Annotated in this window: 19 protein-coding genes; all 19 read left to right on the top strand. The window is 47.0% G+C overall.

Going from position 1 to position 17,877, the window contains the following annotated elements; genetic code table 11:
* The first annotated feature begins 150 nt into the window (after positions 1 to 150).
* The 19 genes from Q0V21_RS29705 to Q0V21_RS29615 all read left to right on the top strand — a co-directional run bounded on the left by Q0V21_RS29705 (position 151) and on the right by Q0V21_RS29615 (position 17,770).
* Positions 151 to 798 carry a response regulator transcription factor gene (locus tag Q0V21_RS29705; RefSeq protein ID WP_079348718.1) on the top strand — a complete coding sequence of 216 codons (648 nt, stop codon included), beginning with the start codon at positions 151 to 153 and terminating at the stop codon, positions 796 to 798.
* Positions 791 to 2,176 (top strand): sensor histidine kinase, encoded by a 1,386-nt coding sequence (locus Q0V21_RS29700; protein ID WP_301881974.1) that lies wholly within the window; start codon positions 791 to 793, stop codon positions 2,174 to 2,176. Before Q0V21_RS29705 ends, Q0V21_RS29700 begins: the two co-directional genes overlap by 8 nt.
* 169 nt (positions 2,177 to 2,345) lie before the next feature.
* On the top strand, positions 2,346 to 3,371 hold the full coding sequence (locus tag Q0V21_RS29695; protein ID WP_301881973.1) for a polysaccharide biosynthesis protein: 1,026 nt from the start codon (positions 2,346 to 2,348) through the stop codon (positions 3,369 to 3,371).
* The gene (locus Q0V21_RS29690) at positions 3,320 to 4,426 is read left to right on the top strand and encodes an undecaprenyldiphospho-muramoylpentapeptide beta-N-acetylglucosaminyltransferase (RefSeq protein ID WP_301881971.1); all 1,107 of its coding nucleotides are present in this window, start codon (positions 3,320 to 3,322) and stop codon (positions 4,424 to 4,426) included. The genes Q0V21_RS29695 and Q0V21_RS29690 overlap by 52 nt, the downstream gene beginning before the upstream one ends.
* A gap of 320 nt (positions 4,427 to 4,746) precedes the next feature.
* Positions 4,747 to 5,853 (top strand): Ig-like domain-containing protein, encoded by a 1,107-nt coding sequence (locus tag Q0V21_RS29685; protein ID WP_079348722.1) that lies wholly within the window; start codon positions 4,747 to 4,749, stop codon positions 5,851 to 5,853.
* A gap of 132 nt (positions 5,854 to 5,985) precedes the next feature.
* A complete protein-coding gene (locus Q0V21_RS29680; RefSeq protein WP_301881968.1) occupies positions 5,986 to 6,537 on the top strand; it encodes a GrpB family protein in 552 nt (183 codons plus the stop codon).
* A gap of 6 nt (positions 6,538 to 6,543) precedes the next feature.
* On the top strand, positions 6,544 to 6,942 hold the full coding sequence (locus tag Q0V21_RS29675) for a ribosomal maturation YjgA family protein (RefSeq protein WP_301882115.1): 399 nt from the start codon (positions 6,544 to 6,546) through the stop codon (positions 6,940 to 6,942).
* Positions 6,943 to 6,962: 20 nt separating this feature from the next.
* Positions 6,963 to 7,520 carry a GNAT family N-acetyltransferase gene (locus Q0V21_RS29670; protein WP_301881965.1) on the top strand — a complete coding sequence of 186 codons (558 nt, stop codon included), beginning with the start codon at positions 6,963 to 6,965 and terminating at the stop codon, positions 7,518 to 7,520.
* Positions 7,521 to 7,571: 51 nt separating this feature from the next.
* Positions 7,572 to 7,901, top strand: coding sequence for a DUF952 domain-containing protein (locus Q0V21_RS29665; protein WP_079348726.1), 330 nt, complete (start codon positions 7,572 to 7,574; stop codon positions 7,899 to 7,901).
* Between the two features lie 22 nt (positions 7,902 to 7,923).
* The gene (locus Q0V21_RS29660; RefSeq protein ID WP_143805471.1) at positions 7,924 to 8,514 is read left to right on the top strand and encodes a DUF1572 family protein; all 591 of its coding nucleotides are present in this window, start codon (positions 7,924 to 7,926) and stop codon (positions 8,512 to 8,514) included.
* Positions 8,511 to 9,101, top strand: coding sequence for a histidine phosphatase family protein (locus tag Q0V21_RS29655; protein ID WP_079348727.1), 591 nt, complete (start codon positions 8,511 to 8,513; stop codon positions 9,099 to 9,101). Before Q0V21_RS29660 ends, Q0V21_RS29655 begins: the two co-directional genes overlap by 4 nt.
* Before the next feature lie 3 nt (positions 9,102 to 9,104).
* Positions 9,105 to 9,935 carry a DUF2785 domain-containing protein gene (locus tag Q0V21_RS29650; protein WP_301881961.1) on the top strand — a complete coding sequence of 277 codons (831 nt, stop codon included), beginning with the start codon at positions 9,105 to 9,107 and terminating at the stop codon, positions 9,933 to 9,935.
* 39 nt (positions 9,936 to 9,974) lie between these two features.
* Positions 9,975 to 10,685, top strand: coding sequence for a 5-oxoprolinase subunit PxpB (gene pxpB, locus Q0V21_RS29645; protein ID WP_301881957.1), 711 nt, complete (start codon positions 9,975 to 9,977; stop codon positions 10,683 to 10,685).
* Complete coding sequence (locus Q0V21_RS29640) at positions 10,682 to 11,710, top strand: 5-oxoprolinase subunit C family protein (RefSeq protein ID WP_301881956.1); 1,029 nt, start codon at positions 10,682 to 10,684, stop codon at positions 11,708 to 11,710. Before pxpB ends, Q0V21_RS29640 begins: the two co-directional genes overlap by 4 nt.
* A complete protein-coding gene (locus Q0V21_RS29635; protein WP_301881955.1) occupies positions 11,707 to 12,477 on the top strand; it encodes a LamB/YcsF family protein in 771 nt (256 codons plus the stop codon). The genes Q0V21_RS29640 and Q0V21_RS29635 overlap by 4 nt, the downstream gene beginning before the upstream one ends.
* 67 nt (positions 12,478 to 12,544) lie before the next feature.
* The gene (locus Q0V21_RS29630; protein ID WP_079348732.1) at positions 12,545 to 13,003 is read left to right on the top strand and encodes an NUDIX domain-containing protein; all 459 of its coding nucleotides are present in this window, start codon (positions 12,545 to 12,547) and stop codon (positions 13,001 to 13,003) included.
* Between the two features lie 402 nt (positions 13,004 to 13,405).
* Positions 13,406 to 13,822: a pyridoxamine 5'-phosphate oxidase family protein gene (locus tag Q0V21_RS29625; protein ID WP_024632241.1), complete on the top strand. Its 417-nt coding sequence runs from the start codon at positions 13,406 to 13,408 to the stop codon at positions 13,820 to 13,822.
* 436 nt (positions 13,823 to 14,258) lie between these two features.
* The gene (locus tag Q0V21_RS29620; protein WP_443146279.1) at positions 14,259 to 16,517 is read left to right on the top strand and encodes a bifunctional 2',3'-cyclic-nucleotide 2'-phosphodiesterase/3'-nucleotidase; all 2,259 of its coding nucleotides are present in this window, start codon (positions 14,259 to 14,261) and stop codon (positions 16,515 to 16,517) included.
* Positions 16,518 to 16,726: 209 nt separating this feature from the next.
* A complete protein-coding gene (locus tag Q0V21_RS29615; RefSeq protein WP_079348734.1) occupies positions 16,727 to 17,770 on the top strand; it encodes an EAL domain-containing protein in 1,044 nt (347 codons plus the stop codon).
* Positions 17,771 to 17,877: the final 107 nt, after the last annotated feature.

Raw genomic sequence — 17,877 nt, 5'->3', positions numbered from 1 at the left:
TGGTTTTAGGACTAGTAGAGTAGGCTGCACTTTTATGTTATGGGGTTCTGCAGTACAGAATCGTTGGAAATGGCAAACAAGCCGGGTATGTCACACAGCTGTAACGTACAGATTGTATAGTAGAATCCAGTTTGGAAAGGAGGCGCAGATATGAATCTGCTACTTGCGGATGATGAGCCGCTGATGCTGCAAATCTTGAAAGCCTATTTCGTTAAAGAGGGATTTCAGGTGTTTTTGGCCGAGGATGGGGAAACAGCCTTGGATCTCTTTTATAATAACCAGGTCGATTTGGCGGTTTTGGATTGGATGATGCCAGGTCGCAGCGGTATCGAGGTGTGTCGGGAAATCAAGCGTACGAGCCGGGCGAAGGTACTGCTGCTGACAGCCAAAGGGGAATCGGATGATGAATTTGTTGCCTTGAAAGCCGGGGCGGATGATTATCTGCGCAAGCCTTTTGATTCGCGTATCCTGCTTCTGCGTGTTAAGAGGCTGCTGCAACTTTCCTCCAAGATTATTGTGGGAGAATTGACCATCGATCTGGATGGCCAGAAGATCTACCGTCGTGGAGTGGATGTAGGGGCCACTCATAAGGAATTCGAATTAATGAAGGTTCTGGGAATGAATAAAGGTCAGATCGTAACTCGTAAAATTTTGCTGGATCAGGTGTGGGGTTTCGATTACTTCGGCGAGGAGCGTACTGTAGACACACATATCCGCAGGCTGCGTGAGAAAATTGGAGAAGATTCGATCAAAACGTACCGGGGAATGGGTTATTGCCTAGAGGATAAAGATGAGTAAACTGACCCGTAAGCTGCTCGTGCGTATTATCAGTGCATTGTGTGTGGTCTTCTTCCTATCCTTTATCGTCAATACCTTTTTCCTGCCTACCTATTTTTTGTACCAAAAAAAGCAGAAGCTGGCCAATTTAACAACTGAAATCTCTGCCTCAGGACATGACGTTCCAATACAACGGATGGAGAGCCTTGAAACGCAATACGAGGTCGCTATCGCTTATACTTCGTTGAAAGATAGTGTGAATGATATTAACGATCAATTGTTATGGCAATATAACCGTAAGGGGATTGCCCTTAGTAAATTTTGGCTGACAGAGGAGAGTATCACTGCGCTGCGTGAGGGTGCACGGGTTAATAAATTCTATGATCAGACCAAGCTGAAATCAAGCTTCCTCGTCAACTTTGTGAAGGTGGGGGATTCCGTGTTTGCAGTTGGGGAATCCATCTCGCATTCAACGGAGACGATTCGAATTATTAATCAGTTCAATGCGTATATATGGCTCGGTATGCTGCTGCTGCTCATTCTGCTGTCCGTGCTGTACACCGCCCGGATCGTTAAACCGCTCGCGAAGCTAAGTGAAACGGCTGAGGCCATTTCCAATTTATCGTTTACGAAGGTTGATATAAAGACAGGTGATGAGATTGAGTCTTTAGGGCGCAGTATCAATGTGATGAGCGACAAATTGCAGCAGGCGCAGCATTCACTGGAAATAAAAAATGCCAATCTGCGAACGTTCATCTCGGATATCTCGCATGAATTGAAAACACCGCTCTCCCTGATTCGAGTCTATGCCTCTGGTATTCAGGATGGCCTGGATGATGGAACCTACGCTGGGGTAATTCAGCAACAGAGCGAGGAGCTGGCTGGATTAATTGACCGTCTGTTGGAGTTATCCCGTCTGCAGGCCGAAGTATACGATTTTGAACCTGTTGATCTTCGCCAACTGCTCACGGAGACCCTTCATACCTATGAAACCGTATTTCAGCAGCATGATTTGCATGTGGAAGTGGAGGATCGTTGGGCTGACGAGACCTGGGTGCTGGCTGATCGACGGAAGCTGGAGTCTGTTCTGCATAATTGGATGACCAACGCGGTGAAATATACAAGTGGCGACCGAATAACCATTACACTTGAGCTAAAAGGGGAAGCGGCACATTTTGGCATAGCCAATGAAACGGATAAAAAAGAACACGAGCAGTGGGATCAGGTTTGGGAGCCCTTCTATGTAATGGATAGCTCGCGCAGCAAAAAGTTTAGTGGAACGGGACTGGGCTTGTCTATAGCCAAAACGATTCTGGAGAACCACCACGCTGAATATGGTCTTGGAGTAGCCGATGGAAAGGTTATGTTTTATTTTTCTTTACCTTTAATACAGCGTTAACTGTGGATGCCGCCATGCAGATGGTGGTTTTTTTCGTGTGATCTGGCCTGAATGTGCACAGATAACTTGGGGGAAGCCACTAGTTTCCCTGTCGTCATACTGATGTAACACAATGGCCTTAGGATAGGCTTATCACCAAAGCAGAACTTAATTCATGGAGGGATATCCAATGTTCAATAAAACCTTTTTAATAACGGGAGGCACAGGCTCATGGGGGGAAGAGTTGGTCAAACAATTGCTCGTTAAGGAGCCAAAAGAAATACGTATTTTTTCACGAAATGAATCGCTTCAGGCTCAAATGAGGCAAGCCATCTCTGACCCGAGAGTAAAGTTTGTACTGGGGGATATCAGAGATCGATGGGAGCTGGCGGGTGCCTGCAAGGATATAAATTATGTCTTTCATCTGGCGGCACTTAAACATGTTCCGGTCTGCGAGGACCAACCGGATTGTGCGGTCAAAACCAATATTATCGGAACGCAGAACGTTATTGATGCTGCAATCGAGAATGGCGTGCAGAAGGTAGTATATGTCTCTACAGACAAGGCAGCGAATCCTTCAAGCATGTACGGCATGACCAAGGCCATCGGGGAAAAGTTGATATTATTAGCGGACACCCGCTCTGCTACAAGCTTTGCATGTGTACGAAGTGGGAACGTTCTTGGCTCAACGGGCAGCGTAGTCCCGTTATTCAAACGCCAGCTTGAGTTAGAGCAGCCTCTCAGCGTTACCGATTCCAGAATGACACGTTTTTTTCTTCCCCTTGGAGAGGGCGTGGAGATTCTCCTATCGGCGATGGAGCAATGTGAGGGCGGCGAGATTATTGTACCTCAAATGCCATCCTGCAAAATAACGGATATCGCACAGGTTTTGGCAGAGGATGCTGGGCACAAGGATGCTCCGATCCATTTCATCGGTGCCCGGCCGGGAGAACGGCTGTATGAGACACTAATTTCAGATTGGGAAAACGTTTGTGAAGTGGAAGAGGACAAGTCCTACTTTGTTGTCACTGCCTCCCCTTCATCCAAATTAGTGGAAAAAGAGGGATGTCGGGCATCTGCTTCTGCTGGCAGAGGATATCATTCGGAGGATGTCATCCTGACCAAGGCAGAGGTACGCGATATGCTGTGGAGAGGGGGATTTCTGTGTTCAAGCGGAGGATCATATTTACAGGAGGCGGCTCCGCCGGTCATGTGACAGCCAATCTCATTCTAATCTCCAGACTGCTCCAGGAGGGATGGGAGATTCATTATATCGGTTCCAAGCATGGGATCGAGCGCCAATTAATCGGCAAAATTCCGGCTGTTCATTATCATGCGGTTGCGACAGGCAAGTTGAGAAGATATTGGGCGTGGGCGAATGTTTCCGATGTGTTCAAGATTATGCTCGGATTGTTGCAGGCTTATCTACTTATTTTGCGAATTAAACCTCATGTTTGCTTTTCGTTAGGAGGCTTTGTGGCTGTTCCTGCTGTAATAGGTGCCAGCTTAAACCGGGTTCCTGTTCTGATTCTGGAGCCGGATCTTCATCCAGGTCTGGCCAACAGGCTGTCACGGCGGTACGCTCAAATCATGTGTACCACGTTTATGGATACAACAACGTTTGCCTCCGCGGAAGCTTCGGGAAAGACGGTGTACGTAGGCCCTGTAATCAGGGAGGAGTTAAAGCTTGGCAGCCGTGCGCGGGGGATTCATTTTTGCAGATTTGTCTCCGATCGACCCATTCTGTTGATTATGGGTGGCAGTCAGGGATCGGAAAGGCTCAATCGTATGGTACTTGAAACACTGCCGGAGCTGCTCAAGCGTTATCAAATCATTCATATATGTGGTACAGGTAAATTGAACTCATGCTTCCCACAGGTTGCAGGCTACAAGTCATTCGAATACGTGCATGAAGAACTTGCGGATTTAATGGCTATGGCAGATATGGTTGTGTCACGTGCAGGCTCCAATGCGATCCATGAGTGGCTATTACTTCGGAAGCCGATGCTTCTCATTCCCCATGCCCATGGCGGATCTCGTGTTGGACAGACGCTGAACGCGAAGTATTTCCAGGAGCGGGGTTATGCAAGGGTTCTCCATGAGGAGGAGCTGACTGCTCAGACATTCCTGCGAGATATTGACCTCGTATATAAGGAGAGGGAGCGTATGATAGACCATATGAAGGCGAGCGGCACGGAGAACGCCGTTGACAAGGTTCTGGAGCTTATTCATACAACAGTTTCCTCGGTGGAAAAGGCTGAAAATGAATAAAATATTTCCCGAACTGTTGCTGGTAATGTTCTTTTTGCTCATCGTATCTATCCTGATTATCTCAAAACGTTTATAAAGGCGAACGCTTCGCTTTTCCATGTTTTTTCTGTCCTCTCCGTGAGGCATTCTTCAGTCACTTCCATATGACTTGCAGAATGCCTCTGCTTATTTCGGAATATAAGGAGGGCTGCATCGGAGAACAGATGTCGAATGTTCCTCATATCCGAGATTTTGCTCCAAAATTATTCACTTTTATGTAATGTGTTTCCGATATAATATAATAGAAGTAAAATATTGGATTACAGGAGATGAAGATTGCAATGAATGGAATCAAAAAAGCAATACGAGGCACCTTGGCCCTTATTTTAGTATTGGCAGTACTGGCCCCTTCGCTTGCCCTGGCAGCCACGGGTGATGTGACGTCCATTGAAATTACCAACAGCAGTCCGCAGCAGATGAGTGTGTCCCAGACAACTACGCTTCAAGTCATGGCGGTTGTTGAAGGATTTGATAACAAACAGGATGTTACAGGCGGAGTCACATGGTCCACGAGTAACGATGCGGTTGTTACCATAACAAAAGGCAAGGTAAAGGCTGTAGCAGCAGGAGAAGCAACGGTATACGCACAGGTAAATGGTGCCAAAGCACAATTGCTGGTTAAGGTTCAGGATAAAATTAAAAGCATCAAAGCTTCCCCGAGTTCCTATAATTTTGTTAAAGGGAGTGAAAGTACGCTTCCCAAGGTAAGCATTGTGCGTGCAAATGGCAAGGAAGAAGACGTCACGTCCGAGATCGTATGGACGGTATCCAGTGCTTCCGCTGTGCTGGAAAGTGGGAAAATTAAAGGAATTACGCCTGGCAGAGTGCTGCTACAAGGCAAATATGGCTCAGAGACGGTGAAAGTTCCCGTAGCCATCACGGATGAGATCACCAAAGTTGAAGTGACACCTGCTGTCATGCAGCTGAATATTAAGAAATCCAAAGCGTTGAAGGTCATCGGTACATATGCCAATGGGAAAACGATTAATCTTTCGAAACAGGTGACGTGGACTTCTTCCAACAATTCTGTAGCAACCGTCAAAAATGGTACAGTGAAAACACTGACGGAAGGACAAGCCACCTTGACAGGAACTTATCAAAATCAGACAATAAAGGCAGAGGTTACCGTCGTTCCTTTGCTCAAAAAGCTGATTACAGGCCAGAAAACACTCGTGTTATCGCCGCAGGCAAGCACAACACTGAGTGTGATGGCGCAGTATGATACAGGCAAAACCACGATTGTAACGAGCAGTGCTGTGTGGAGCAGCACCAAACCAAGTGTAGCTACAGTAACGGGTGGCAAGATTGTGGCTGTAGGTAAAGGCAAAACTTCAATCACAGCCAAATGGGGCAATAAAAAAGTGACGATACCGGTAACGGTAAAATAAAGTTTCATCGAATCAAGCAAATCAATTGAGGTCATTTCATCATCATGAATAGAAACAGATGGGGCGTAGACATACGCCCCTTTTAGGTATAAAAAAATCTAAATTCAGTCCTGTAAAGGAGGGAGCATCTGAATGACAAATCACTTGCAACCTGAAAATTGGCCTGTGTGGGCGACAGAATCGATAGAGATTGTTGAGGCGAATCCCATGTGGGACCTACTGGCTCAGGAAGAAATCCAGCAGCTGAGAGACCTGTTACAGCAATTCAATATTCATAGATTCGAACATATCGGAAGCACGTCCATTCCGGGCTTGCCCGCCAAGCCCATTATTGATTTGATGGCAGAGGTGCAGTCATGGGATGATATGGACTTGATTGCCAATCAGCTGAAACCGGCCGGCTGGAACTATGTTCCCCCTGAACTGGATGGTCGGGAATACAGACGATTCTGGGTCAGGGTGAAAGATGGCAAGAGAGCTGTACATCTTCATATGATGCGCCCAGAAGAGTTACGTTGGGATCGCCAAATCCAGTTTCGGGACGTGCTGAGACAACGCCCGGATCTGGTTGAGGTATATGCAGCCCTGAAGGCGAAGCTTGCTGATGAGAATAAGGATGATAGAGAAGCTTATACCACTGCCAAAACGGAATTTATTCTAAAAGTTCTTGATGAGGGCATTTAATTCGTGATGACCGTATTTAGCAAAGATAGGCTCATTTATTTGACCGCAGTGATCATAACTATGGCGGCAGGGTTGGCGTCCAGGCATTTTGGTGCACTTTTGCCGTGTTTTGTGCGTGAGCATTTCGGTGACGCCTTGTGGGCAGGGATGATCTATTTTGGGATACGCATGTTATGGATTAATCGCAGCAGAGAGTGGGCGATGATAGTTAGCCTGATGTTCAGCTGGGCCATCGAATGTTCACAAATAATTCAGACCCCTTGGCTGAACGAAGTGCGTTCAACGTTGCTGGGTGCGCTTATTTTGGGACATGGATTTCTGGCAATGGATCTGCTGAGGTATGCTGTCGGCATTCTGTGTGTATATGGGATTGATCGTTATTTCCTGAGAAATAAGAAGGCTTGATAATGGGGAGTGGGGCTTACGTGAATATTGAGAAGCTTTTTGCAGAATCACCTGAGTTTGAGACAGAGCGGTTGGTACTGAGACGTCTTACGCTTAACGACCTCGATGATTATTTTATGTTTGCCTCCGATCCGAGGGTGAGTCAGCAAAGTTTGTGGAACTGCCATGAGACGTTGGATGACTCCGTTCAATATATTCAAAGAGTGTTGGACAATTATGAGAAGAAAACGGTCTATATATGGGCCTTTATTCTGAAGGAAACGGGGAAGCTGATCGGTCGAGGCGGTATTTTCCACCTTAATGAACCCATGCAGAGTGCCGAACTGGGATACGCGATAGCCAGCAGTTATTGGGGCAAGGGCCTCGCGGCAGAAGCGATGCAGCCAGTTGTTGAATACTGTTTTCAGGAATTGGACTGCAATCGGCTGGAGGGGAAATGTAATGCAGGCAATATCGGATCTGCACGAGTGATGGAGAAGCTGGGCATGTCAGTTGAAGGTTTACTGCGCAAACAATTGAAGATCAAAGGTATATTTACAGATCAAAAATTGTACTCACGTATCCGGGATGATCTATAATACATCCAATGACGTGCAGGATACATAGAAGAAATTGAAGGAGGCGGAACGATGATCTACAGTATTATTTCCCAAGCGGTATGGGAGCAGGTATCCAAGCAGAGCGTGTATGCACCGGATAGCCTGGAGACGGACGGTTTTATTCATTGTTCCACCAAAGAACAGATTCCATGGGTAGCGGCTCAATATTATCAAGGGCGTACGGATTTGTTATTGCTTGGTATTGATGAGAGGGACTTGAAGCCGGAACTGGTGTATGAGGACCTGTATGAGTTGAATGAACTATTTCCACATATTTATGGTGAACTTAATTTGGACGCTGTACGAAAAGTTATTTCCTTTGAACCGAATGAAGACGGGACGTTTTCTTTTCCTGAATAAAGTTGCGAAGGGTTGTGAACGCGTGGACATGAATCAGGTATTTCTGGATACAGCCGAGAAGCAATTTCTGTATTACAAGCAGCTTGGGGAGAAGGCTATGGGGCAATTGGAGTCTGAGCAGCTGTTTCAATCCTGGAATGAAGATGCCAACAGCATTGCGGTTATTGTGAAGCATCTCTGGGGCAATATGCTGTCCCGTTGGACGGATGTACTGACAACTGATGGAGAGAAGCCGTGGCGTGAGCGAGATGCCGAATTCGTGAATGATATCTCGACCCGAGAAGAGCTGCTTGCCAAATGGGAGGAAGGCTGGAACTGTCTGCTTGGAGCCATTCGTTCTTTTACACCGGAGCAACTGTCGCATATTATATATATTCGCAATGAAGGACATACCGTTATGGAGGCAATCATCCGGCAATTGGCGCACTATCCTTATCATGTGGGACAGATTATCTATGCAGCCAAAATGCTCAAAGAAACCTCATGGAACAGTCTTTCCATTCCGAGAAACGGTTCTAGTCAATATAATGGTGGCAAATTTGCCAAACCGAAGGCACGAAAACATTTTACAGATGATGAATTACGTATAGAAAAAGGTGAGGAACAGCAATGACACAGATCGCATTGATTCGCCATGGAAGCACGGCGTGGAATAAAGAGAAACGTTCCCAGGGACAAACGGATAATCCGCTGGATCAGGAAGGAAGAGAACAGGCAGTATTGCTTGCCGCAAGACTGAGTGAGGAAAAATGGGATGCCATCTATGCAAGTGACCTGGAGCGTGCAAGTGAGACGGCTCGCATCATCGGAGATCGCTTGGGAATTCAGGAGATTCAGTTGGACCCGAGGCTGCGTGAGATGGGCGGTGGACAGGTGGAAGGTACAACCGAAGCTGAGCGTCTAGCGCGTTGGGGAGCCGATTGGAGTAATCTCGATTTGGGCCGGGAGCTTGCGGATGCAGGCACAGTGCGAGGTAGTGCCGCGTTAGAAGATATTGTACGTCAGCATCCCAATGGTAAAGTGATCGTTGTCAGTCATGGCGCCATTCTTCGTAATACTCTGCGAGGTCTGGTGCCTGAGCTTGATGTGAGCGCAAAGCTGTCCAACACGTCGATCACCCGGATTTCTTGGGAAGCGGAATCTTGGCAGTGTGGGCTATACAATTGCAGCGTGCATTTGGATTCCTCCAAGGAGTTGTGATAGATGGATGCTCTGGCATTAAAACAAAAATTGCAGCATATTCAGTCGGCTAATCTATCCATCCATGAAGTGGAACAGCCTTACGAATTGGCGTTGCATATGATGCAACATATTGGCAGTCCGGACCCGGTCCTGCGGGATGAACTGATCTATGTTACATTTGCGACCTGGATTGGACAGGGTGTATTTTCGGAAGAACAGCTCGGGAAGCTGTTACAAATGGCGCTGGATGATCAGCACCTTTTTCATGGAATCGGAGAACAAGGCACGGACAGTGTGTTTACCCGAACCTTCTCTGTGCTGCTCCTGCCTCCAATTCTGAGTGTAGATCGTCTGCGGTCTTTTCTGAAAAAGGAAGATATAGAGTTTATTCATCAGCGGTTGACTTCGTATCTGGAGCGTGAAAAAGATGTTCGTGGCTATGCCGATGATAAGGGCTGGGCGCACGCTCCGGCACACGCGGCAGATGCGGTTGAAGACCTTGCGCAGTCGCCTTATATGGAGCAGGCCGCTTTGCGGGAACTTTTGCATGCGCTCGCAGTGAAAATCACCGAATCAAGTGTAGTTTACATCCATGATGAGGATCAGCGGATTACCCGTGCAGTGGTCACCATCCTTCGGCGCAATTTGCTGGAGCAAAACGATATTTCGTCTTGGATCGATTCACTAAATCCAAACGATATGACGGAGGGGAAATCTCTTCTGGAAATCAGCCAAATGAGCCTGAATGTGCGCGTCTTTTTGCAGACGCTCTATCTTGCGATACGGACGGAAGACGCAGAGCCTTTTCCTGCTGTCCGTTCACTTATTTTGCAGGCTTTGGAGAAACAATGATCAACGGATAATAAACTTGTGTACAAGGAGGGAGATGGCATGACCGAAATGCCGTATTCATGGACTGAGGATTTGCTGTCTCCTCTGGGCGAAACAGGGGTTATCATCCGTTGTGGGGATGCCATATCTGAAGCGGTGCACCGGAGGGTGATGTCGGTATGTGCTTTACTGGAAAAGAGCCTTATACCGGGTGTCTTCGAATGGTTACCTTCGTTTGCCTCAGTCACGCTGTTTTATGATCCGTTGATCATTCCGTACCACGAGGTATGCAAGGTACTGATTCGTCATTTGAATACAATGGATGAAGCAGCGGAGGATCACCACAGAACTGTTATTATTCCGGTATGTTATGGTGGTGAACTCGGTCCCGACCTGGAATACGTCGCTACTGAACATGGGCTTACGCCAGATGAGGTCATAGCTATTCACACATCTGGCGATTACCTGGTTCACATGATTGGATTTGCACCGGGTTTTCCTTATCTGGGAGGATTATCGGAGAAGATTGCTACGCCGAGACGACCCACACCTCGACTTCGGGTTGAAGCAGGAACGGTGGGTATTGGTGGCAAACAAACCGGAGTTTATCCGGTATCGACTCCCGGCGGATGGCAATGTATTGGTCGAACGCCGCTGGCGCTGTTTCGTCCTACGGAAGATCCCCCGAGCCTGCTTGCAGCGGGTGATCGGGTTCGTTTTGTGTCAATATCACTTCAGGAATATCTGGAACAGAAGGAGGGCGAACGATGAGTATTGAGGTCATTCGCTCAGGTCTGTTATCCACCGTGCAGGATGAAGGAAGAACGGGATTTCGCCGGTATGGGATACATCCAGGTGGGGTTATGGATACCTTTGCAGCCAGAGCAGCGAATGTATTGGTTGGAAATTCACGTGGTGCAGCTGTGCTGGAGATGACAATGACCGGACCAGAGCTTCATTTCTATGAAAATCAGCTGATCTCTTTATGTGGGTCGGATCTGACGGCAGCGGTGGATGGCCTGCCTGTTCCCCTATGGCGTCCGACCGTGATTCTTGCTGGAAGCGTGCTGAGATTTGGTCGATGCCGCTCTGGCTTGCGGGCCTATATGGCGGTTGCTGGTGGAATCGCAGTACCTGAGGTCATGGGCAGCCGAAGCACGGATCTCAAAACAGGTATTGGTGGGCTGAAAGGGCGTGCCTTACAGGTGGGCGACAGGTTGCCAATGGGGGAAGCTTCTCGCGAAGCGCAAGCGACGTTGCATAATCTGAGCCTGCGCGCTGAAAAGAACAACCGACGGATGCATGCACCTGCCTGGTATTTGTCTAGCAGGGAATGGCCCGCCTACCAAGCTGATCCTGTCATTTGTGTCATGCCGGGCAAGGACAGTGCAGCGTTTAATAAAAATAGCCTTGAACGATTCCATCAAGAACGATATGTGATCTCTCCCCAATCAGATCGGATGGGTTATCGATTGGAAGGTGCAAAGCTGGAACTCGGTCAGCCAATGGATCGGTTGTCTGAAGCCGTAATCTATGGCACGGTACAGGTGCCAGCAGACGGTCAGCCTATTATATTGATGGCCGATCATCAGACCATTGGAGGCTATCCTGTAATCGCACAGGTGGCCCGCGTGGATTTGCCCATATTGGCACAGGCACGGCCCGGGGCAAAAGTTGCTTTTAAGGAGATTACATATGAAGAAGCGCAGCAACTATTCCTGGAACAGGAGCTGAATTGGAAGCTGACCGATCAGCTGGTTCGCAGGAGATTGGCAGAAATGGGGGGCCTTCAATGAACATGGTGGTGGATATCAATTGTGACCTGGGTGAAGGTTTCGGGGTGTACCGAATGGAGTCGGATGTGGCGATTCTGCGGCTGATTACTTCAGCCAATATCGCTTGTGGATTTCATGCGGGTGACCCAGCAACGATGCGGCAAACGGTACAGCAAGCATTGGAGCATCAGGTTGCGATCGGTGCCCATCCCGGTCTGCCGGATTTGCAAGGCTTTGGTAGGAGACGTATGGACATTACACCACGGGAAGCCTATGACATGGTTGTATACCAAATTGGCGCGCTGGATGCTTTTGTCCGCTCAACCGGAGGACGCATGCATCATGTGAAACCTCATGGGGCTTTGTATAACATGGCTGCTGAAGATGATCGGCTCGCTGAGGGTATAGCCGAGGCCATTTATAAAGTACAACCGGATCTGTATCTATATGGCTTAGCCGGAAGTGCAATGATACAGGCAGCGGATCGCATTGGACTGCGCAGTGTGAGTGAAGTTTTTGCGGATCGGACCTACACACCTGATGGGACACTAACACCGCGCAGTCATCCCGGGGCAATCATCGAGCAGACGGAAAAAGCCCTTGCTCAAGTGTTGCGCATGGTGAAAGAGGGAATCGTGCTGTCAACGGAGGGCACACTTGTCCCCATTGAAGCAGAGACGATTTGCATTCACGGTGACGGTGCGCATGCTCTTACATTTGCTCAAGAGATTCGTACGTTGCTTGAATCTGAGGGAGTTACGCTGTCTGCGCCTGAAGTTGCTAGATAATTGCTACAGTAACCGAGGGTTAGGTAGGGGGCGAACTATACGAATTTGTAAGGAGTGAAACTATAACATGAAACCGATACGTAATTCGGCGAAGGCCGTTATCGTACAGGATGGACGTCTGCTGGTGATCCGGTTGGAGGATCAATATGGTGCAGCTTATGTTTTCCCCGGCGGAGGACAGGAGAAGGGCGAGGAGCTCAAGGATGCGGTTGCCCGTGAATGTCTGGAGGAGATTGGACAGGCGGTGACCGTGGGAGAACTGCTGCATATCCGGGAGTACATTGGGAAAAATCACGAATTTGCCGAGTGGGATGCCGATGTGCACCAGGTTGAATTTTATTTTGAATGCAAGTTAATAGATCCGAAAGCTACGATCTTTGAGGGCACCAGTCCAGACGACCATCAGGTAGCTGTAGAATGGATTGCCCTTGAAGAGCTGTCTCAGGTTCGTTTATATCCGAAAACAATTGGTGAGTTGTTGCAAAATAAGAATTCATCACGCATTTACCTGGGAGATTTGAATTAAACTCTCACGTTTATGAACGGGTTCATGGATTCACCATAGGTGAGGTGGGTACACTATAAGTACAGGCTTATTACACTTAACGTAAGCTGACTGTACTTATACACAGCAACGGAGTGGATAAAAGCCTAAAGAAGCGAAACCTGTAAAGTTGAGGCGTTGACAGGTTTCTGTTTGAACTTTAGCTTAGCCACTCCTCCATTTGGAAGAACTGTAGACGTAGTGGAGGGGACGGAATCGATTCTGAAGAAGCGAAGCGTTCGCCTTTGTCTCTGAATTATAACCATATAGAGATTCAATCAAGATAATCCAGAGACAACAGCGATCCAAAGAACGATCCGTACCCGTAACGGCCGCCTACAGGAGTTCTTCAAATATCCCCCAAAACCGAAAGGAGCAATCCCCATGAACCAGACTGAATTAGAACAAAACATTGTAAAAGCATTGGAAAACAACCCTTTTTGCAGTTTCTCCACGGTGGAGAACGGTAAACCGAAATCCCGCTATATGGCGCTTTTTAACGATGGAATGAACATTCATCTGGCGACAAACCGTCGTACGCACAAGGTAGAAGAGCTGGAGAATAATCCGAACGTCAGCCTTTTGCTAGGTTATGAAGCGGGTGGCTCCAAGGAAGTGGTCGAGATCGAAGGAACTTGTGAAGTGACGAAAAATGAAGGTTTGCGTGAACAGGTATGGAATGATGAATTAAAAGCATGGTTTGACGGCCCGAACGATCCCAATTATGTCATTCTGGACATTACCCCCAATCGGATTGAATACACTGGCAAAGATCATGAGCATCAGGTATGGGAGAAGTAATTTCAATGTTGGAAAAGAAATAGCCAACCGTGAACGCCAGAAGGCTTCACGGTTTTTTGGTATGAACGGATTCAGCTAATATGGATATAGATGTAAGCCACATGTAATATACGTTTTTAACAGAGTGTGTAAACTGTTTTCATCCAAAAACATGCAAAAGATGTCGAAATCACGCATGATAATGTAAACTGGGTCAGGTATGTGCGGATAACGTAAAAAATAATGCTTTTCAATGGCTAAACATTGCGTTATGATTTGGAATGTAAACGATACGCAAAGATATGAATAGATGTTCATGTGAGATAAACTAACCTGAAATTCTGATGCATACGATCAGAAAATCAGTACGCACAACCCATGAGATCTTTCGCATTTCTGCGCTTATTCGTTTGCTCACTAATGCATGATTCAATGTACATAACCGGGAGGGGTTATTTTGAGAAAGAGTAAAAAAGTATTATCGAGCCTGACTGCCGCTTTGGTTGCATTAAACGTGCTTGCGGTATTTCCGGTACCTGTATCGGCTGCGGACGCTACTAAGGTTAAATTGCGGATCATGGAAACAACAGACATTCACGACAACTTAGTTAACTATGACTACTATTCCGACAAAGAGACAGACCAGTATGGACTGGCGAAGACGGCTACACTGATCAAAAAAGCCCGTGATGAAGCAAAGAACAGCTTGTTGTTCGACAACGGTGACCTGATTCAGGGTAACCCGCTTGGGGATTATGTAGCGAAGATTGATCCACTCAAAAAGGGTGAGACTCACCCTGTATATAAAGCGATGAACCTGCTCGATTATGATGCAGGAAACATCGGTAACCATGAATTTAACTATGGTTTGGACTTCCTTGACATGACGCTGGAAGGTGCGAACTTCCCTTACATCAATGCCAACGTATATGTAGATGACGGTGACGACGATGAGAAGAACGACAAGAACTATTTTACCCCGTATAAAATTTTAGACAAAAAAGTGACCGACGAGAGTGGCAAAGAGCACACCATCAAAGTGGGTGTCATCGGATTTGTACCGCCACAAGTCATGCAGTGGGACAGCGCTAATCTGGAAGGCAAAGTCATTGCCAAAGACATTATCGCAACTGCAAAAAAATTCATTCCTAAAATGAAGGCTGAAGGTGCCGACATTATTGTGGCTATTCCTCACTCCGGTTTTGAAGATATTCCGCAAACGGATCTGATGGAAAACTCGGTATTGTATTTGAGCCAGGTTGAAGGCATTAATGCCATTCTGTTCGGACATGCCCACAAAGTATTCCCGAGCGCTGATTTTGCCGGTAAAAAAGGTGTAGACCTTGAAAAAGGTACAATCAATGGTGTTCCTTCCGTTGAACCAGGCTTCTGGGGCGACCACCTCGGGATTATCGATCTGGACCTCGAACAGGTAGACGGCAAATGGAAAGTGGTAGACTCCGCGGTGGAAGCACGCCCTATCTATGACACAGCTAACAAAAAAGCTCTGGTAGATGCGGATCAAGAGATCGTTGATGCTGTTCATGACGAACATGAAGGTACGCTTGAGTATGTTCGTGGCCCAGTTGGCGAAACCACAGCTCCAATCAACAGCTTCTTTGCACTGGTTCAGGATGATCCATCCATTCAGATTGTAACGAATGCACAGAAATGGTATGTCGAAAAACATTTGCAAGGAACAGAATATGAAGATATCCCTGTATTGTCTGCAGGAGCTCCGTTCAAAGCAGGCGGACGTTCAGGTGCTTCGTATTACACGAATATCCCTAAAGGCACAATTGCTATCAAAAACGTAGCTGACCTGTACGTGTATCCAAATACGGTACATGCCGTTATGGTTAATGGTGCAGAGCTGAAAGAATGGTTGGAATGGTCTGCTGGTCAATTCAATCAGATCGATCCGGCTAAAGGCGGACAGCAACAGCTGGTCAATATGGACTTCCCGACGTATAACTTCGACGTTATCGATGGTGTCACGTACCAAATTGATGTGACTCAACCAGCCAAATACGATGGCAAAGCTACAATTATCAATGCATCGGCTAACCGTATTAAAGACCTGAGCTTCAATGGTAAACCGGTTGATCCAGCTCAAAAATTCATCGTAGCAACGAATAACTATCGTGCTTCTTCATCCAAACTGGCTAACCCGGACGGTAAACGTATCGTCTTGGCTGCACCGGATGAGAACCGTCAGGTTATCATTGATTACATCCGTGAGAACAAAACGATTAACCCAACGGCTGACGGCAACTGGTCGCTTGCACCAATTAAGCCTTCCGCAGGGGTAACGGCAGCAGCTCTTAACGACCTTGAAGTGGTATTTGCATCTTCCCCAGATGCCAAAGCATTGGTGGAAGCGAACCCGGCGATGTCCTTTATCGGGACGAACAAAGACGGTTTTGCTGAGTATGGCTTGAAATTGACAGGAGAAGCAGCAACGACTCCAGAAACAGGCACGGAGCCTGCTCCAACGCCTACGAAGCCAGATCCAACTCCAACTAAACCTACAACCAAGCCACAACCTGAGAAACCAGCAGACGGCAAAGTGGTATATGTAGTGAAAAAAGGAGATAATCTCTATCGCATCGGTTTGAAATATGGCGTGGACTGGCGCAAGCTTGTCTCTGCTAACAAAATTACAAATGTGCACAACCTGAAAGTTGGACAGAAAATCGTAATTCCCGCTTCTTAAGAGTAGTTAGCGGTAAAAGAAGACCGACAGTCTTAGACTGTCGGTCTTCTTCATGCTATGAACCGTTGATGCACCAGTAACCATCATAGTTGGAGTCATCAAAACAGTAGAGATAAATTTGTAGACCCGTGCTATAATATTTACAAACTTTGGGTATATACTATTAATCATTAATGAGATAGAATCACAAACTGGCAAGGGGGTTCTACATGAATTGCAGTGGCTGCAGTCCAATTCATCCTATCGAGAATCAAGGTACCCTGTATATGCGTCCCATTTCCCCCGCTTTGCTGGAAGCACTGCAAATGCAGGAAAGACATGTTGAATATTCAGAAGAATTCATCTGGATGCATTTTTTGAACCTTGAATCTGTAGAGCGTTGTATTGAGGATATCCTGAAGATTGAAGCGACCCTGCCGGATACGTTAATGGTTCAGGTCACTCCACTGTATGGCCAGGCAAATGACGATAGCTGGATTAGTCTTTCCATGCAGGAAGCTCGCCTCAAGCATGCTGATCTGGTTTCCATTATCCTGGAACATCAATTTAGCAGTCATATGCAGCCGATCGTAGATGCGTCGGAGCAGATTATCGGATTTGAATTTTTACTTCGTCCTGCTGAACGGGGCAGGTCCTTCAGTGTATATGAATTATTCGAAGTTGCACGGGATACCGGACTGCATTCTTTTCTGGATCGGACAGCACGTATTGCTGCTATTGAGACGAGTGCTGTTCTTTTACCCCATGGTGTCAAACGTTTCGTGAATTTCCTGCCTTCCTCCATCTATAACCCCGAATATTGCCTGACGCACACGTTTGAGACGATTGAACGCCTTTCGCTAGACCCTAAGGATTTTGTGTTTGAAGTGGTGGAAACGGAACAGATTCAGCATATGTCCATCTTGCAGCGTATTTTTGAGGTATATCGTGCTCATGGAATGTCGGTTGCCTTGGATGACGTGGGGGCCGGATTCTCGACGATCGAAGTAATGAATCGGCTGGAGCCGGATTTTGTCAAAATAGATCGGAGTCTCATTGATCGTTGTGATGAGGATTTGACGAAACAGCAGCAAATTATCGACATAGTTGAAATGTCACGCCGTTTTGGCGGGCGGGTACTCGCGGAAGGGATCGAACGATTCGAGGAATTTGAATTTTGTCGATCCGTGGGTATCGACTTGGCCCAAGGGTATTACTTTGGTAAGCCAACAGCATACCCGCCACAAGGTCCCTACGGTAAAACCTCTGCCTGAATGAAATAAATTATGGATGTACCAGAAAGTCACTTCGCATAATTGGAGTGGCTTGTTTGACATGCCATGAACATTCTACAATCAAATAAATATGCTCATTCAGCCGA

Origin of the sequence: Paenibacillus sp. 11B, assembly GCF_030487755.1 — a bacterium.
In the GTDB taxonomy this organism is placed as follows: domain Bacteria; phylum Bacillota; class Bacilli; order Paenibacillales; family Paenibacillaceae; genus Paenibacillus; species Paenibacillus vandeheii.
This window is presented reverse-complemented; position numbering and strand designations above follow the sequence as displayed.

Excerpts from the sequence above, each read along its gene's own strand:
- Q0V21_RS29630 (WP_079348732.1), top strand. The coding sequence starts at position 12,545 with ATGAAACCGATACGTAATTCGGCGAAGGCCGTTATCGTACAGGATGGA.
- Q0V21_RS29665 (WP_079348726.1), top strand. The coding sequence starts at position 7,572 with ATGATCTACAGTATTATTTCCCAAGCGGTATGGGAGCAGGTATCCAAG.
- pxpB (WP_301881957.1), top strand. The coding sequence starts at position 9,975 with ATGACCGAAATGCCGTATTCATGGACTGAGGATTTGCTGTCTCCTCTG.
- Q0V21_RS29700 (WP_301881974.1), top strand. The coding sequence starts at position 791 with ATGAGTAAACTGACCCGTAAGCTGCTCGTGCGTATTATCAGTGCATTG.
- Q0V21_RS29625 (WP_024632241.1), top strand. The coding sequence starts at position 13,406 with ATGAACCAGACTGAATTAGAACAAAACATTGTAAAAGCATTGGAAAAC.
- Q0V21_RS29640 (WP_301881956.1), top strand. The coding sequence starts at position 10,682 with ATGAGTATTGAGGTCATTCGCTCAGGTCTGTTATCCACCGTGCAGGAT.
- Q0V21_RS29680 (WP_301881968.1), top strand. The coding sequence starts at position 5,986 with ATGACAAATCACTTGCAACCTGAAAATTGGCCTGTGTGGGCGACAGAA.
- Q0V21_RS29705 (WP_079348718.1), top strand. The coding sequence starts at position 151 with ATGAATCTGCTACTTGCGGATGATGAGCCGCTGATGCTGCAAATCTTG.
- Q0V21_RS29695 (WP_301881973.1), top strand. The coding sequence starts at position 2,346 with ATGTTCAATAAAACCTTTTTAATAACGGGAGGCACAGGCTCATGGGGG.
- Q0V21_RS29685 (WP_079348722.1), top strand. The coding sequence starts at position 4,747 with ATGAATGGAATCAAAAAAGCAATACGAGGCACCTTGGCCCTTATTTTA.
- Q0V21_RS29675 (WP_301882115.1), top strand. The coding sequence starts at position 6,544 with ATGACCGTATTTAGCAAAGATAGGCTCATTTATTTGACCGCAGTGATC.
- Q0V21_RS29655 (WP_079348727.1), top strand. The coding sequence starts at position 8,511 with ATGACACAGATCGCATTGATTCGCCATGGAAGCACGGCGTGGAATAAA.
- Q0V21_RS29615 (WP_079348734.1), top strand. The coding sequence starts at position 16,727 with ATGAATTGCAGTGGCTGCAGTCCAATTCATCCTATCGAGAATCAAGGT.
- Q0V21_RS29635 (WP_301881955.1), top strand. The coding sequence starts at position 11,707 with ATGAACATGGTGGTGGATATCAATTGTGACCTGGGTGAAGGTTTCGGG.
- Q0V21_RS29650 (WP_301881961.1), top strand. The coding sequence starts at position 9,105 with ATGGATGCTCTGGCATTAAAACAAAAATTGCAGCATATTCAGTCGGCT.